Annotated in this window: 15 protein-coding genes and 1 riboswitch; of the genes, 7 read left to right on the forward strand and 8 right to left on the reverse strand. The window is 62.3% G+C overall.

All coding sequences use genetic code 11. The features are described from left to right. Nucleotides 1–49: 49 nt before the first annotated feature. Nucleotides 50–290, reverse strand: a riboswitch (cobalamin riboswitch). A gap of 82 nt (nucleotides 291–372) precedes the next feature. From ABIC16_RS18965 to ABIC16_RS19000, 8 genes are all read right to left on the reverse strand, one after another. Then, nucleotides 373–1,302, reverse strand: a complete 930-nt coding sequence (locus ABIC16_RS18965) for an alpha/beta hydrolase (protein ID WP_354292424.1) — start codon at nucleotides 1,300–1,302, stop codon at nucleotides 373–375. Continuing rightward, on the reverse strand, nucleotides 1,260–3,431 hold the full coding sequence (locus tag ABIC16_RS18970) for a TonB-dependent siderophore receptor (RefSeq protein ID WP_354292425.1): 2,172 nt from the start codon (nucleotides 3,429–3,431) through the stop codon (nucleotides 1,260–1,262). The genes ABIC16_RS18965 and ABIC16_RS18970 overlap by 43 nt, the downstream gene beginning before the upstream one ends. Then, nucleotides 3,428–4,267: a DJ-1/PfpI family protein gene (locus ABIC16_RS18975; RefSeq protein ID WP_354292426.1), complete on the reverse strand. Its 840-nt coding sequence runs from the start codon at nucleotides 4,265–4,267 to the stop codon at nucleotides 3,428–3,430. The genes ABIC16_RS18970 and ABIC16_RS18975 overlap by 4 nt, the downstream gene beginning before the upstream one ends. After that, nucleotides 4,264–6,411: a TonB-dependent siderophore receptor gene (locus ABIC16_RS18980; RefSeq protein ID WP_354292427.1), complete on the reverse strand. Its 2,148-nt coding sequence runs from the start codon at nucleotides 6,409–6,411 to the stop codon at nucleotides 4,264–4,266. The genes ABIC16_RS18975 and ABIC16_RS18980 overlap by 4 nt, the downstream gene beginning before the upstream one ends. After that, nucleotides 6,408–6,845 (reverse strand): copper uptake system-associated protein, encoded by a 438-nt coding sequence (locus ABIC16_RS18985; RefSeq protein WP_354292428.1) that lies wholly within the window; start codon nucleotides 6,843–6,845, stop codon nucleotides 6,408–6,410. The genes ABIC16_RS18980 and ABIC16_RS18985 overlap by 4 nt, the downstream gene beginning before the upstream one ends. Then, entirely contained in the window at nucleotides 6,838–7,461 is a 624-nt protein-coding gene (locus ABIC16_RS18990) for an SCO family protein (RefSeq protein ID WP_354292429.1), read from the reverse strand. The genes ABIC16_RS18985 and ABIC16_RS18990 overlap by 8 nt, the downstream gene beginning before the upstream one ends. Continuing rightward, nucleotides 7,461–7,937: a copper chaperone PCu(A)C gene (locus ABIC16_RS18995; protein ID WP_354292430.1), complete on the reverse strand. Its 477-nt coding sequence runs from the start codon at nucleotides 7,935–7,937 to the stop codon at nucleotides 7,461–7,463. Before ABIC16_RS18995 ends, ABIC16_RS18990 begins: the two co-directional genes overlap by 1 nt. 178 nt (nucleotides 7,938–8,115) lie before the next feature. Then, a complete protein-coding gene (locus ABIC16_RS19000) occupies nucleotides 8,116–8,469 on the reverse strand; it encodes a hypothetical protein (protein ID WP_502958363.1) in 354 nt (117 codons plus the stop codon). Between the two features lie 752 nt (nucleotides 8,470–9,221). Here ABIC16_RS19000 and ABIC16_RS19005 point away from each other — a divergent pair. The 7 genes from ABIC16_RS19005 (at nucleotide 9,222) to ABIC16_RS19035 (ending at nucleotide 14,778) form a co-directional block, all read left to right on the forward strand. Beyond that, nucleotides 9,222–9,533 carry a hypothetical protein gene (locus ABIC16_RS19005; RefSeq protein WP_245337151.1) on the forward strand — a complete coding sequence of 104 codons (312 nt, stop codon included), beginning with the start codon at nucleotides 9,222–9,224 and terminating at the stop codon, nucleotides 9,531–9,533. Between the two features lie 230 nt (nucleotides 9,534–9,763). Beyond that, nucleotides 9,764–10,255, forward strand: a complete 492-nt coding sequence (locus ABIC16_RS19010; protein WP_107959464.1) for a helix-turn-helix domain-containing protein — start codon at nucleotides 9,764–9,766, stop codon at nucleotides 10,253–10,255. Between the two features lie 27 nt (nucleotides 10,256–10,282). After that, nucleotides 10,283–10,648, forward strand: coding sequence for a hypothetical protein (locus ABIC16_RS19015; RefSeq protein ID WP_354292432.1), 366 nt, complete (start codon nucleotides 10,283–10,285; stop codon nucleotides 10,646–10,648). 118 nt (nucleotides 10,649–10,766) lie between these two features. After that, nucleotides 10,767–11,156 carry a hypothetical protein gene (locus ABIC16_RS19020; protein ID WP_354292433.1) on the forward strand — a complete coding sequence of 130 codons (390 nt, stop codon included), beginning with the start codon at nucleotides 10,767–10,769 and terminating at the stop codon, nucleotides 11,154–11,156. Next, entirely contained in the window at nucleotides 11,126–11,596 is a 471-nt protein-coding gene (locus tag ABIC16_RS19025) for a MarR family transcriptional regulator (protein ID WP_354292434.1), read from the forward strand. The genes ABIC16_RS19020 and ABIC16_RS19025 overlap by 31 nt, the downstream gene beginning before the upstream one ends. Nucleotides 11,597–12,275: 679 nt before the next feature. After that, entirely contained in the window at nucleotides 12,276–13,610 is a 1,335-nt protein-coding gene (repC, locus tag ABIC16_RS19030; protein WP_354292435.1) for a plasmid replication protein RepC, read from the forward strand. 265 nt (nucleotides 13,611–13,875) lie between these two features. Continuing rightward, nucleotides 13,876–14,778, forward strand: coding sequence for a replication initiator protein A (locus ABIC16_RS19035; RefSeq protein WP_354292436.1), 903 nt, complete (start codon nucleotides 13,876–13,878; stop codon nucleotides 14,776–14,778). The last annotated feature ends 43 nt before the right edge of the window (nucleotides 14,779–14,821 follow it).

Here is a 14,821-nt window from a genome sequence, read left to right on the forward strand (position 1 = left end):
CGTCGTCGCTCGACGGAGTACCGTGCCGCGGCCACCCCCTGGGCCAGGCAAGAGCGACCAGACGCCGGCAGGTCTCCTGGCTCACGGGTCATCACACGATGCACGGCCTTCCCAGGCCTTTATGACGTAACGTCCGGCCCAGTGGCTGCCCCTTCCTATGAAGAAAGAAGCGATATGCATCGCGCTCGCCGCTTACAGTTGCAGGGACAGCCTCGGCTTCAGGCGGCGAACCACCCTCACCGCGTTCCCTATTAAGTCCCTCTCAGGACACCGACGCGATCATGCCAGCCTGCTTCAAAAGCAGATCAGCGGTGCCGATGTATCCCGATCAATGCCTTTGGGCAATCGCCATAGCCGAACGTTACGGTCTGGCTAATTCGCTGTGGTTTTAACGAGGCCGTGGAATTGCAACCACCAGACAAACTCGTTGAACCAGTGGTCGCTCGTCGTACCTTTCGCGTGCAGATCGAACCCGTGGCTACCTCGTTCATACAAGTGCAGCTCGGCTGAAGCTCCTGCCTGCCGCCATGCAGTATAGAGCAGCACGGGATCGTTCCGCTGGTACTCGTCATCTGCCGCACCGGCGATGAATGCGGGAGGCGCATCTTCCGGGACCGGCGTCCGTAGTCCGCCGTAGATCAGGCCTACAAAGTCAGGCCGCGACGCTTTGGCGCCGATTGCCAGATCGGCTGCAAGATACGCGCCCGCTGAAAATCCAATCATGCCAACCTTGTGAGGATCGATGCCCCACTCGCGCGCGCGTTCCCGGACGATCGCCATGGCGCGCGCCCCGTCCTCGATCGCATGAGGCTCACCAGCGAAGCGCGGCATCTCCATCGGTCTGCCCGTTTCCGCCCGCGACATGACGATGCCCATCTCTTTCATATGGACATCCGGCATCCGCATCGGCCCGTCACCGCTCCGGATCGTCCGGTACTTCAACACGAAGGCAGTAACGCCACGGCCGGCCAGTGCCTGCGCCACGTCTGTGCCACCAAAAGTGTAGCCGAGGGCTACGAAGCCACCACCGGGCGCGACGATCACGGCGGTGCCGTTGGCGCGACCAGGTGCAGGGCGATACAGCTCCAGCGTTGGTTCGCTGACATCGTAGATCATCGTCTCGCCGGTCTTCATCCGGTCCCGCACTTCCGGGACACCGAGCGACGGAACACCGCCCTTTGCATAGAGGGGAATGATCTTCCCGCCGGTCGCCGGTGCCCGCGCGCTTGCAGCCGGCGACAGAGGGGCGACTGCCACGCCTATGCTTGCCAAAGCGATCCAGCGCCTCGCCAGCTTCGCCATGGCCATATCCGCACCTTGAGCGTGACATAGGCCGAACGGGGCTGGTTGGGCGCGACCACTGGATAACCAAGGTAGGAATAGGGATCGAAGGCTCGTTGATTTCCCAGATTGACCACTGACGCACCAAGGGTGAACCGGCCAATGTCGTAATACGCCTGCGCATCGATCGCGGCATAGCCCGGTACTGCGAGGGTATTGGGCAGCGTCAGCTCACGCGAGGTAAAAGCGCTGATGCCTGCACCGAATGACAAGCCCTTGGCCGTACCGTGCAATACCCGGTAGCGAGCCGCGACCCGCCCGCTACTTTTCGGAACACGAGCGAGCCGGTCGCCAGGTGCCACACCATCGTCGCGGGTATCGGTGTAGGCGTAATTGGCGAGGAGCGAGAAGGCCGGTGTCGGCTCCCACACCATGTCCACCTCGACCCCGCGCGCGCGCTGCCGTCCGCTCTGGATGTAGAAGCCGACATTGGCGGGATCGGCGGTGACGACATTGTCGTGGGTCTGCCTGAACACCGCTATCGTGCCGGAGAGGCCCGTGCCGGTAAGCGCCAGCTTCACGCCGCCCTCGATATTGCTCGACGTCTCCGGCACCGGCGTCTGCGTGCCGATGAAGCCGAAGGGCGCACGGAACGCGGTCGCATAGCCCGCGAAGAGGGCGACGCCCTTCACCACGTCGAGGGTCGCGCCGGCACGGGGTGAGACGTGCGTGTAGGTCTTGTCGTTGGCGACGCCGATGTTGCTGTTCTCGACGAACTTTAGCGAGGTGACGCGCAAGCCTCCGGTCAGGTGCAGCGGACCGTAGGTTGCCTGATCCTGGATGTAGCCAGCAAACGTCGTAAAGCGATCGTCGGTATAGGAGTTGACCGGTAGCTGGGGCGTGTAGTGCAGATCGTAGCTCGGGTCGGAAAGGTCGATCGTGCCCGAGGGGGAGTCGCTAACGAACAAGCCCATCGCGCTATAGAAGCTGGTCCAATCGTAGTTGACGCCGATGAGTAGCTTGTGCGTGCCCCCAAGCAGATCGACATCGCCGGCCAGATTGGCATCCACGGTCGCCTCCTTCGTGCGGTTTCTCATGGTGATCGGGAACACGTCGTAGAGCGGCGCGACGGTCTTGGTAGGGAAGAGGCCCGGATAGACGAAGCTCCCCTGTTCATTGATCTTGCTCGAATAGTAGCGGCCGCTGACCGTCAGCTTCAGGCGGTCGGAGAAGGCGTGGCGCAGCGTCGCCTGCCCCATGCGAATGTCGTTCGTCGTCTGCGGCTGATCGATCGGCGAGCCGGGAAAGGCGTTGCGGTCGATCATGCCGGCCAGCGCGGCATCGGCAGGCAGGCCGGAATATTCGAGATTGCTGCGATGGCTGAACTGCCCCTGGAGCAGGAGATCGGTCGCAGGATCGATCTGGAACGAGACGCTGGGTTGCACCGACCAGCGCTCGCCATACACCTTGTCGATCCAGCTACCGTTGCTTTGATATTCGCCGGTGATCCGCGCCGCGATCCCGTCCGCCAGCGGCACATTGATGTCGCCGTAGGGGTTCCAGGTCGAGAAACTCCCCGCGCGCATCGCCAGATACCCGCCTGCCTTATCGTTCGGCCGGACGCTTTGGAGATTGATGACCCCGCCGATCGGCGTGCCGATCCCCCCGCCATAAAGGGTAGCGGTCGGACCCTTGAGAACGTCGATCCGCTCAATGCCTACCAAGCTGTTCGGGTCGTAGGCCTGCTGGTTGCCGGCGAACACCGACAGCCCGTCGAGGTACACTTCGGCCGGAAAGCCGCGAATGATCGGGGGGATGAAAAGCACCTCGTCCGACCGCGTTGGGGTGACACCCGAGACGTTGACCAGTGCGTCACCGAGCGTGCGACGATCCTGTTCCTGGATCAACGTCCGCGTAAGCACCTGGACCGACTGTGGCACCTGGATAAGCGGCGTGGCGGTTCGGGTCGCTGCGGTCGTCTCCGGGTCGGCGTAAGTCTGACGCTGGCCGGTCACGACGATGTCGCTCCCCGCCCAGCTGCGCGTCTGCGGTGTCTCGTCCGCGACGTTTTGTGCTGCAGCGGACGAAGCAAACCAAAGGACAGCGATGACGGTGAGGCTCGCAGAAGCGAATGAATGCCGCCCGATCATGCTGCGATCCCTAACCGCTTGGCGGCAGCTGCAACTGCGGTATCGACCTGCGCGTCCATCCACGGCGTGCGGCCGGTCAGTTCGGCGACCCGCTTCGGACCGGCCTCCTTTGGTGTACCATTCCGAAAGGGTGGTTCGGGCGCGTATTCCATGAGGAGCTGAACCCGTCGTGCCGCTTCCTCATCCTTCAGGCGTGCCGCGAGCGTCAGGCCGAAATCGATGCCTGCGGTGACACCGCCCCCGGTCATGCGGTTGCGGTCAATCACCACCCGCTTGTCGACGTGGCGCGCGCCCATGCGTGGCAGAAGGTCTGCAACCTGCCAGTGCGAGGTCGCATCAAAGCCTCTGAGCAGCCCTGCGGCCGCCAGCGCCAGGCTACCGGTGCACACGCTCGTCACCCACTTCGCACGTGATCCGCGATCGGCAAGAAAGGCCATGACAGCGGGATCGTTCATGCAGTCGACCGTCCCCATCCGCCCACCAGGTACGAACAGCACGTCGATTTGTGGCGGCACCTCGTCGAAGGTGTGGGTCGCCGCAATGGGAATGCGGACATCGGTCGGGACCGGCACCTTGTCCTTCCAGACAAGCTGGACGTTGCAGCGTAGCATGTTGAACACGGTCATGGGCCCGATCAGGTCGAGTACGACCATCTTGGGGTAGACCAGCATCGCGATCTTCGGCGCATCTGCCGGGATCGCCATCATGTCGCGCATGTGCTGCGCTCCAGGATCGGTCGGCGTTTGGGCGGATGCAGGCAGCGCTGCTGCGGTACCGCCAAGGGCGGCAAGCGCCAGCATCTGACGCCGATCGAACGGCGAAGAGAGATTGGTCATCGGTTTTCTCCAAGGCGGTAAGCAAGGCTGATGGTCGCACGGCGCAGGTTGGCCGCGTAGCAAGTGCCGGCCGATGGGCAGGCGCCGACATATTTCTTGTCGAGTAGGTTCGAGACGTTGCCAGCGAGCCGGAAGGCGCCGAGATCGTAGTGGACCGCTGCATCAAATACCGTCGCGGCCGGGACCGCCAACGTATTGATGGTGTCGGCCCAGCTTCGGCCGATGTGGCGGATGCCCCCTCCCAGACCGAACCCCGGAAGGACACTTTCCACCGGCAAGGTGTAGTCGATGAAAGCCGAGGCGCTGAACCCTGGCGTGCCGGTCGGCGCCTTGCCGAGCGTCGATGCGGCACCCTCCCGGTTCTGGATTTTGAACGCGGTAAGGGCGGCGGTGATGTTGAGCGTCGGCACGGGCCGCGCCTGCACCTCGATCTCCCCGCCGCGCGAGCGGACCAGACCGAGCTGGCTCTGGTTGGTCGGAAAGCCCGTGACGGGGTTTGAGACCAGGATGCCGTCGCGTTCGATCGAGAACAGCGAGGCTGACGCGATCAGCGGGAAGCCGCGAGCCTCATATTTGATCCCCGCTTCCCAAGCCTCGCCGCTTTCGGGCCGGTAATATTGTCCTGTCACCGCTTCCGCGCCGATGACTGGCGTGAACGAAGTGGCGTAGCTGACGTACGGCGCGAGGCCGATGGGAGTGACGTAGCTCAGGCCGGCACGATAGGTCGTCTTGTCCGGTTCACCCCGCGCCACTGCCCCGGTCGCACTAGTGCTGGTAATGCCGATCCAGTCGTGCCGCGCGGACAGCAAGGCGACGAGCCCGCCCAGCGTGATCCGGTCCTGTATGTAGAGGCCGGTCTGATCGAGCTTCTGGCGTGTCGTTGACGGCGCCCCCAGCGCAGGGAGTGCGACGTTGTAGACGGGTGCAAAAATGTCGAGCCGCGGCGCTGTGCCCTGACGCTGCGAACTGGCCGACCGCGAGAAGCTGTAGTCGATCCCGGCAGTCAGATCATGGGAGAGCCTACCGGTCTTGATCGTCCCTGACAGGCGATTGTCGATCGTGATGTTGTCGAGCCAGGCGTCCTGCCGCGAATTGCCACGGTTGAGGTAGTAGCGTCCGCCCGCCAGCACGGGGTTGCCGGTGAACTGCCCGAACAGCCCGGCATAGGTCAGGTCGATCTTGGCATAGCGGCCGTTGGAGACGAAGCGCAGGTCATCGCCGAGCTTCGTCTCGAAGGTGTAGCCCGCCTCATATTGATCGCGGTCATAGCGATCGACGGACGGGTCGCTGACGAACAGGTCGATCGGGATCTTCCGACCGTCGCTGAGTGGCGTGACGAAGCCAGCATAGGGCACGAAGCCGGTCGGGCGCTGCGACCTGTCGCGCGTGTAGCTGCCACGCAGCGTCAGCGAGGCATCACTGGTCGGCGTCCAGCCGAGCGCTACCGACCCGTACGTGCGATTATCCTGTGCCAGCTCAACCTGGGTATCGCCGCGGCGGACGAGCGCATTAACCCGGACCGCCAGCGTATCGGAGATCGCGCCGCCCAGATCGGTCGAGCCATAGGCGCTGCCATATTCGTCGATGCCCGCCTCGATGTTGGCGATCTTGCGGCGGTTCGGGGCCTTGGAAACAATGTTGACGAGGCCGCCTGCGCTGCCGCTGCCATACAGGACCGAGGACGGCCCCTTGAGAACCTCCAGCCGTTCGATCCCCTCCGCGGGCGTCGTCCAGGACAGGAAGGCACCGGAATTATAAAGGACGAGCCCGTCCTTGAAAAAGTTGGAATTGGCGAAACCGCGGAGCTGGTAATAGTCGATCCGCGTATCGCTGCCGAACGCCTGGCTGCGGACGCCCGAGGTGTAGTTCAACGCTTCCGCGACGGTGCGCAGGTTCAGCGTGTCGATGAAGTCGCTGTCGACGACCGAGATTGCCTGCGGCGTGGACATGATCGGCGCGTCGGACTTGGTCGCGGCGCTGCTATTAGCGACGACGAAGTTTCGACCGGTGACGATGATATCGTCACGACGCGACTGGTCTGTCGCCCTGGCGCGGGCGTCACGCCCGGGTTCGGCACTTTGCGCCAGTGCCGGCGAGGCCGACACGGTGCCGGCGAGCAGCGCCAGCAGAGTAAGGTTTTTCATTTTCCCCCCAGGGTCTTCAGATATTTCTCATGGTCCGCGGCCGTCCCGACGAAGCGCTTCATGCGCGCAAGGCGTTCGGGCGGCAGCCCGGCTTCGGCCGCGGCAAGCCGATCGGCGATCCATCCCGCATTTAAGTCAGGCACGCCGGCCCGCTTCAGATTTTCCGCGCGACGGATAGAGTCGCCGCTGCACAGCAGCAGCGACCAGCCATAAGTACCGCGCTCGAACAGCGCCCGACCGCCAAAGTCACCTTGCGTCCAGTCGGCGATCGCATGATCGCCGCTCAGCACGATTGGGCCGACATCGATCGGCGCAAGCGGGCTACCGAAATGCGCTTCGGTCGCCGCGCGTACCTTGCTTTCGTCGAGCACAGTGTTCGGGATGCAGCCTGTGAGCAGCAGTGCCGCGACCGGCCACCACCATCGCTCAGGCATCGATCAGCCGCTGCAGTTGCGCGACTGCCTGCGGTTCGGGCGACTTGGCGTCCATCGTGTCGACGAACTGCCCGTTCCGGTCGAATAGCAGGATGCGCGCGGTGTGATCGATCGTGTAATCGCCGTTCGGAAGCGGCACCTTCTCGACATAGATTTTGTAGGCCTTCTCCATCCGTTTCAGTTCAGCCGGATCGCCGGTGAGGCCGATGACGGGCGTATCGAACATCGACAGAAAGCTCGCGACATCCTCGGCCTTGTCGTGACCGGGATCGACCGAGACGAAGACGACGTTCATCTTGTTCGCCTTCGCCCCGAGTTTCTGATGGAGGAGCGCCATGCGCGCCATCGTCGTCGGGCAGACATCGGGGCAGCGGGTAAAGCCGAAGAAGATCGCATAGGGCTTGCCCTTCAGCGTCTCGTTGGTGACCGTTTGTCCCTTGGTCTCGACCAGCCGGAATGGACCGCCAGGTGCGTCCTTCCGGGGCGCAGCAGCAGTCTGCTGACTTGCTATGCTGGCCTCGTTCGAGCAGCCGGTGACTGTCGCGTTTATGCCAACGAACAACAGTGCGCTGAGCGCGGTGCCGCGAAGAATGCCGCGGGTGCGATGGTCGAGCATCAGTTGTGCCCCCCGTGTCCAGCTTCCGGACCAGCTGCGCCGGCTGCGCCAACCTTGAAGTGGATCGTGAGGGTGCCCGCACGCGCGAAACGCAGCGTCGCGGGAACTCGCTCGCCTTCCTTCAGCGGAGCCTTGAGGTCGATCAGCATGATGTGGTTGCCGCCCGGCGCGAGCGACGCTTCACCACCGGCCGGCACTTCAAGGCCATTTGGAAGCGGCCGCATCCGCATGATGCCGTTGTCCAGCGACATGGTGTGGATCTCGACCTTTGCGGCACGGGGCGAGCTGGCGGCAATAAGCCGATCCGGTTGGGCACCATCATTACGGATCGTCAGATAACCAGCGCCGACGCTGGCCCTAGGAGCGGTAGCCCGCGACCAGGGATCGGCAGCTGTGATCGAACCCTTGCGGGCGTCCTGTGCAAACGCAGGTACGGCGAGCGTGGCGACGAACGCCAGCGCGACACGGTAGGTCATGGATATTCCTTGAACGAGACGACGCAACCGCTCGATTGGAATAGCAAACCGTGGTGCGCGGCGCCGGAAGGCCACCGCACGGATCGGCAATCGCTACCCGATCGAGAGCTGCACCGAGCGACAGGCAAAGCCGGTCACAAACCCTTTCCGGTCGAACCGGAAAGTCGGCGTACTCAGATCAATGGAACAGCGGTGGACCGCGCAAAGGCGGGCGCAGGTAAGGCGTTGCAGGAATACGGGGCCGCGGCACGGCGTGAAGCGCCATAGCCGCGACGAGCGCAAGTGCCGCGATCAGTAGGACAACGTCGGCACCGCCGAGGACTTGGGCCGACAAGCTGGAGAAGGCGCACGGCATCTCCGTCTTGCCATGCTCCTTCGACCTCCCGTGTTCGGGCATCGCATGATCCATGCCGGGCATGTCCATCGTCATGGACGGCTGTTGCGCGACAACACCCGAGCACAGTGTGATGGCGACCCGGCCATGATCGTTGGAGACCATGTAGCCAGTCGGAATCACAAGGCGCAGCGCCATAGCCGCGACGCAAATTAGCGCAGCGATTTGGCTATGGGCCAGAATGAGACGCCGGAGGACTTGCACATCCCCGCACTACGCGGACTGTTAGGCAGTGTCACTTGGACATTCCGCCCGCATAGGCCAGCCTAAAACACCGTCTCCTTCGAAAAGGCCATAGCCTCCAGGCGGCGTCGACCAACGCCACCTGCTTTAACAACAGCTGACGGACCGCTTTTCCTTCCCATGATCGCGGTAACCCAACGAGTTGCCGAGCCGCCGCGCAACGTTCTCGAGCCCGACGCCGGATCTGCATCGTTGGGTCCCGTCCCGGTTAACGCTTGGGCACCAGACCTGGCATGACCTATCGCCAGGATTAAGGGCCGTCCGTGCCGCGGGCGGTCGGCTCTTGCGGGACGTGCGCCAAATCACTTTGCAAAGGGCGCGGCGTGCGGTCCTGTTCCCCATGCGGCATAGCAGTCCGGCAACGAGCGCGACGCCTGCTTCCAGATTGCCGGGGTCTGCTTAGATTTGCAATGACAGCGTGTTTTCGCCTGAGCCTTGTGCCATAGCGGTCTGGCTTGGGCATGGCTTGAACACCATCCTTGGCCCGCATGTGCGGTCGAATGCTGGGTCCCCGATTTCCGTCGGGCGGCCCGCGAAATACAAGACCTTGCTACCGCTTGTCGGTGCGGGGAATACGTGGGGCGTGGTTACCAGTGTTCCCGCGTGTTCAACCGTCCCGGCTACGGGTGGTTGATGGAACGCGCTCCATGTCCTTGATCAAAAATTTGCTTACGAGGTTCCGCCGGCTTCAAAGCCCAGCAAAGGCTTTCTCCGGCAGCGGTTCGGGAATGCTTCAGATCGAAGCGCTGGTGCAGGCACATGGCGACTGGCTGGCACTTCTGGCCACGATACTGGAACGCGAACGCGTGATTTCAGGCGCCGAACTCGCCCGCACCCTGTCCGAATTTGCCGCGCATACAGCCGAAGATCGCCCTGCCGAGGGACAGATCCTTTCCTTTTGGGCATCTCGCTTGAACGACACTGCCGCAACCGTCGGCAAATTCCCGTCCGTCCACTAGGGCCATCGCTCATGCCGGGTTGCGGTCGAAGCTGATCGCTGAGTGTTTCTGACTTCGGCCTTTTTCGGAAGTGAGTGATCGGCGAAGCGTTGTGGGCGCTGGAACGTCACCTCTTCGTCGCGTTCGCGCGACGCCTGAACCCTGTGAAGTGGATTTGATAAACGGAGCCCGTCAGGAGTTACCCCCGATATGGAGCCGAATCATTTCGCATTCCGAGGTTTCTCCAGAGCATGCTGACCAACGAACCGGGCAGACGTCCTGCCGAACAGACGCCCCCACCCCCGACGCCCGATGTAAGCGCACCGGATCGCATTGCCCGCCTGACCGATCGACAACGGTCTTATCTCCGCCTTGTGCTTCAGAACCGCAACTCGAAGGAGATCGCGGCGGCCACGGGTAGCAGCCACCGGGCGGTCGATAAGCAGCTGTTAAAGGCCAATAATATCCTCGGTGTGCCGACCCGTTTTGATGCCGCGCGGCTCCTGGGGGAGCACGACGGAGGGGTAGAGGCCTTACCCCCTGCAAACGACCTACCTTCCGCGCCACCAACTTTCCCGCTTCCCCTCCCATTGCCGACCGCTGGGGCGGCAGCGAATATGCTCACCTGGAAGCAGGTTGCCTTCTGGACCGCGATCATCTCGATCGTGACCCCCTTGGGCCTAACTGCGGCCGGCATGGCGATTGTAACGCTGCTTCTCCTGCTCGGGCTGAAACCACTGTGATGGGCGCGCGGTGCCCAAGGAGCCCTTATGCAATCCCTTTCGAACACAAGCCGGATCGTCGCGGACGAGCTGCGCAGAGCGGAGCGATCGATCAATCTAGCCGCACGCGATACGGCGCAATTTTTGCTCACCACGCTCGAGGCGACGGAGGCGCACAGCCTATCCGCCGCGATGACGCAGCGCACGGTGAAGGCGACGGTCGCGGCGCTGGCGGCCCTCGTCGACGGCCAGGATCAGATGGCAATGCGAGCGCATCTTTTTGTCGAGAAGGTCGGTCGCCAACTGGGTCTGACGGAGACAAGCTGGGGCGAGAATTTGCCGAAGCCTTCATCTGCTTCGCTCGAGGAGATCGACTTTCCGCCGATTGTCGAGGTTACGTCACCGCAGGGGTAGCAGCCGGCGGGCCGGGAGAAATCCTATGAGCGCCCAGATAATCCTCGCGGTCATCTTCAACGTCGTCATGGTCGGCGTGCTGCTTTTCGCAGCACTCCGAGGAGGCAGGCCCGAGCGATTGGGCGCTTTCATCAACATGGCGGGGTTCGCCACGACAACGGCTATTCGATTGATCGCGGCAAGCGAAGGCTGGGCTCCAGGTGAGGTATCGATCCTGGTGATTGATGCGGGCGTCGCCGCCGGATTCTTCTGGCTGGGCATATCGACAATCCGCTTCTGGCCGATCTGGGCAGCAGGCTTTGCTGTAGCCGATCTCTTCATGAGCATCTTCGGCGCCCTGCTGCCACGCGTGCCGCTCTTTGCCTACCACACCGGGCTCGGGATTTACGCCTACCTCGCGCTTGGCGCGCTTGCGCTTGGCACGTTCCGCTTGCCGGCGAACGCCGAGCCCTACATCCGAAACGGATCAAGACGATTATGGGTGCAGCATCTGAAGGAGACGAACTGATCGACGTCGTGGTGCGGCTGCCGCGCAAGGCGATCGAGGACACTTTGCTGTCTATGCCGCCAGACGCGAGAGACCTGTCCGAGCGCAGGCTTGCCGAGGCCAGGGCGGTGTTGGTCGGCCGGCGTCGGCGGGCGACCCACTTCAACGGGGTCCGCTTCTATGATCCGAGCTGGGACATGATCCTGGAGCTTTACGTGGCCACGTGCGAGCGGCGCCGCATCGCTGTGTCCCAGCTTTGTAAGCTGAGCGGAGGCTCGACGACCACCGCTTTGCGCCACATCGAGCATCTCGAAGCGCTTGGATACATAGTCAGACAAACGGATCCCGACGACGGACGCCGGCTGATCGTCGGCACGCTCACTCCCCTTCTTGCTGCTTCGGAGCAGTGGCTCGATCTTCAGATCGCCGAGTCCCGAATACAGGATCGGAGATCGGGCTGACGACTTCTACGGGTCACGCTCGACTCCGTTCTTTCGGTCACCAGTGACATATCGAACGATCGAAAAAGTCCCATCCGATCTACCGCTAGGACAGACGGCGGCAGCCAATTTCGAGCCTAAACTTGCAATTCCTCGCCGGCTCAACTGCCATTTCCCCGCCACGCCTATCCGGCGCTTCGCGGAGGAGGATGCTCTTCTTCTGCGCTACATGTCACGTAAGACAGCCGAATCGCACGATTCTCACGCCGTTACCGAAAGCACGAGCGAGAGCGCGACGGCGTTACCGATAGCACGTGCCTTGGCAGCACGGCGTTATCGATAGCACGAGCGGAGATCGATGCTTCGTTACCGATAGCACGTGATTATTGCCCATCCCGTTACCGATAGCACGATTCATCGCGCACGACCGACCCGCCAGCGATGCCTAACAATCGACGTTGTGGATCGGCTCAACGCTGACCGCCGCCGTCCACCCGGGCGGGCGCCACAACGATCAAGGGGGACGCTGTGCGGACATGAAAAACCCGGCACGAGGCCGGGCTTTTCGGGACGCCTGCTAGGGCGGATATGAGAACCCTCACTTAGCTGGCTCCCTTTCATATTGCTACCCCAAAGCGCCGACCGTGGCGCCACGGAGTCGCTTTGTCTGCACGGGCTCCCCTCCCAGGGAGAACGAACGATGGCTGCTGCCCAAAGCCCCGGCCGGGGACTACGCCGGTTTGACGAGCATGCCGCCAAGGCGACGAAGCTTGTCGATGAATTTTGCGGGCTCGAGACCGGAATGGCACCTTCCAACGCGCTTGCGGCGCTCAAAAGGGCGGCTCCTTACATGGGCGTCCCACTGCGCGTGGTCTCCGTCATCGATCTCCTGTTTGCCTGGACGAAGCCGCAGGACTGGCAGGGTGGACAAATCCCTGTCGTTTGGCCGTCGAACGACCTGCTCGCGCAAAAGCTGGGCGTAACCGTCCGACAGGTTCAAAAGCTCTTGAATCAGGCACAGGCCTTCGGTCTGATCAGCTTTCGGGATAGTCCTAACGGTCATCGTGGTGGACGCCGCGGGGCCGACGGCTTCATCACGTGGGGCTACGGCATCGTGCTCGCTCCGATCGGGACCAGGCTTCAAGAATTTGCTGCCCGCGCGGCCAAGGGAGCCGCAGAGGACGCGGCACTGACAGTGCTCCGCAAACGCCTTGCCGCTGCCCGCAGGAATATCAGGGCTCTGGCCCAAACGGCATTCGATGCCGATCTTCACGAATTGAAGGCGGGTGACGATCTTGCTTTGGCGTTGATGGCCACCGACCAGATGCGGTGCGTCCGCGACGCCGGCCTTCTGACGGCCTGTGTGGAGCAGATTGAAGAGCGTGCGCGTCGTCTTGCCGGGGCTGTTTCGTCCAAGATTGCCGTCTCCAACGCGGGTAACGATCAGGATGATAGTTCATGCTGGGATGGACCTGAGGACATCCACTCTACAACTACAATCCAACTGCAACCTGCTAAAGCAGATACCGGTAGTCGCTTGGCGAAAGAGAGTAGTGAAAATGGGGACGCCCTCCCCTCTCAACCTCAAACTGCCGTCGACGACGATCTCGAGAAACACGGTGTCGATCCGGAATTCATAATGTCGATCGCGCCGGAGCTCTGTTCCGGTCTGCTCCACCGCGACGGATCGTGGGGCGAGATGGTCGCCACCGCGGAGCGGCTTGCGGGTCAGTCGGGGATCAGCAATCACGCGTTCAAGGAAGCCTGTCGCATCATGGGCCAGCGCGGTGCTGCTGCCTCCGTCATCGCCACCATCCAGAAATACCGGCGCGGCGAGGTTCAGCGGCCCGGCGCGTATCTTCGCGGAATGAGCAGCAAAGCTGACAAGGGCGAATTGAACCTTGGGCGGACGCTCCACGGCCTCAAGGACACGAGCCGCGCGATCGCCATGCGGGGGATGTCCGATGGGACCGATGCAACGCCGATCGGGAGCCTGATGTCGCGGCTGGTTTCCCGGGGAGCCGGACTACGATGACGGGATCTCGTCATTTTTTCAAAGGCCTGGACCTCGTACTGCACACCTGGTCTTTGAACGGCTTTCACGGCGTTACCGATAGCACGAGTCCCGACCGAGTTTGCGGTGGGCCCGCACCTACCGAAATGTGAAACACACCCCGATTACCGGCTAAATCGCTCCAAATGCTCGTGCTATCGATAACGCGGTCGCTTATCCGACTGCAGGTTTGCGGCCGATCCGTTATAAGCGGCCTTGCTACGTGAAGCTGGTGGGAGCCCCGACGATGGATTCGCGAGAAGTCGCTCTCACCCAGGGTAAGCTGTTCGACTATCTCGACAGCCCGCTGCACGGCAAAGTCCGTGGCGAGCAGAGCATCATGGACTTTCCACTCTTCTCGTTAGCGAAGCGGCCTCAGATGGAGGCCATGACCTACGAGATGGACGGCGTCAAAATTGAGATCAAGCCCAGTTCGAGCGGTATCGCGACGATGTGGGATAAAGAAGTCCTGATCTACGTCTTGTCGTTGATGGTGCAGCATATTGGTCGGACCGGAGGTGAAGTACAGAACGTTTTCACCTTCAATGCACACGACTTCTTCCGGGCGACCGGCGTCGGACGCCCGTCGAAGCGTGATTACGATCGCTTCATCGAAGCGCTCGGTCGTCTGCAGGGCACGCAGATCCGGACGAACATCAAAACTGGCACCGTGGGGACGAAGGGCTTCTTCTCCTGGTTCGCGGAAGCGCAGGCCACCACTCGCGAAACGGCGAGCGGCGTCGATCAACTCATGCCGGTCCGCGTCCAGCTCTGTGACTGGCTTGTCCGCGCGGTCTCGCGTGACAGTCGTATCTATGACTACCACAACGACTATTTCCGTCTCGGCCCGATCGAACGACGCCTTTATGAATTGGCGCACTGCTACTGTCGTGATGAAGAATATGAAATGCCTCTGGAAATGCTGGGTGCGAAGATCGGCTCCACGTCACCGCTCCGCACGTTGAAAAGTCAGCTAAAAAAAATCGCAGCCGAGAATAAAATGCCCAGCTACTCCATCGAAGTGCGGGAAGTTGTTCCGGAGGTCCCTGCGCGGGATAAACTAGGCCGACGGGTCGGGAAGCCCGAGACGGTCGTCGTGATGAAGCCCAAGGATCGTTTGACAGCAAGTCGAGCCGCGTTGGCCGCCTGATATCGATCCATATGCCTGACGTCCTGCGCGACTATCTGCGGCA

The organism is Sphingomonas sp. PvP055 (genome assembly GCF_040546365.1).
Taxonomy (GTDB): domain Bacteria; phylum Pseudomonadota; class Alphaproteobacteria; order Sphingomonadales; family Sphingomonadaceae; genus Sphingomonas; species Sphingomonas echinoides_A.

What these genes read in the sequence shown, in the direction of transcription:
- ABIC16_RS19000 (WP_502958363.1), bottom strand. Translation starts at nt 8,469, where the DNA reads ATGGCGCTGCGCCTTGTGATTCCGACTGGCTACATGGTCTCCAACGAT.
- repC (WP_354292435.1), top strand. Translation starts at nt 12,276, where the DNA reads ATGGCTGCTGCCCAAAGCCCCGGCCGGGGACTACGCCGGTTTGACGAG.
- ABIC16_RS18965 (WP_354292424.1), bottom strand. Translation starts at nt 1,302, where the DNA reads ATGGCGAAGCTGGCGAGGCGCTGGATCGCTTTGGCAAGCATAGGCGTG.
- ABIC16_RS18975 (WP_354292426.1), bottom strand. Translation starts at nt 4,267, where the DNA reads ATGACCAATCTCTCTTCGCCGTTCGATCGGCGTCAGATGCTGGCGCTT.
- ABIC16_RS18995 (WP_354292430.1), bottom strand. Translation starts at nt 7,937, where the DNA reads ATGACCTACCGTGTCGCGCTGGCGTTCGTCGCCACGCTCGCCGTACCT.
- ABIC16_RS18985 (WP_354292428.1), bottom strand. Translation starts at nt 6,845, where the DNA reads ATGCCTGAGCGATGGTGGTGGCCGGTCGCGGCACTGCTGCTCACAGGC.
- ABIC16_RS19010 (WP_107959464.1), top strand. Translation starts at nt 9,764, where the DNA reads ATGCTGACCAACGAACCGGGCAGACGTCCTGCCGAACAGACGCCCCCA.
- ABIC16_RS19005 (WP_245337151.1), top strand. Translation starts at nt 9,222, where the DNA reads ATGTCCTTGATCAAAAATTTGCTTACGAGGTTCCGCCGGCTTCAAAGC.
- ABIC16_RS19035 (WP_354292436.1), top strand. Translation starts at nt 13,876, where the DNA reads ATGGATTCGCGAGAAGTCGCTCTCACCCAGGGTAAGCTGTTCGACTAT.
- ABIC16_RS18970 (WP_354292425.1), bottom strand. Translation starts at nt 3,431, where the DNA reads ATGATCGGGCGGCATTCATTCGCTTCTGCGAGCCTCACCGTCATCGCT.
- ABIC16_RS19015 (WP_354292432.1), top strand. Translation starts at nt 10,283, where the DNA reads ATGCAATCCCTTTCGAACACAAGCCGGATCGTCGCGGACGAGCTGCGC.
- ABIC16_RS19025 (WP_354292434.1), top strand. Translation starts at nt 11,126, where the DNA reads ATGGGTGCAGCATCTGAAGGAGACGAACTGATCGACGTCGTGGTGCGG.
- ABIC16_RS18990 (WP_354292429.1), bottom strand. Translation starts at nt 7,461, where the DNA reads ATGCTCGACCATCGCACCCGCGGCATTCTTCGCGGCACCGCGCTCAGC.
- ABIC16_RS18980 (WP_354292427.1), bottom strand. Translation starts at nt 6,411, where the DNA reads ATGAAAAACCTTACTCTGCTGGCGCTGCTCGCCGGCACCGTGTCGGCC.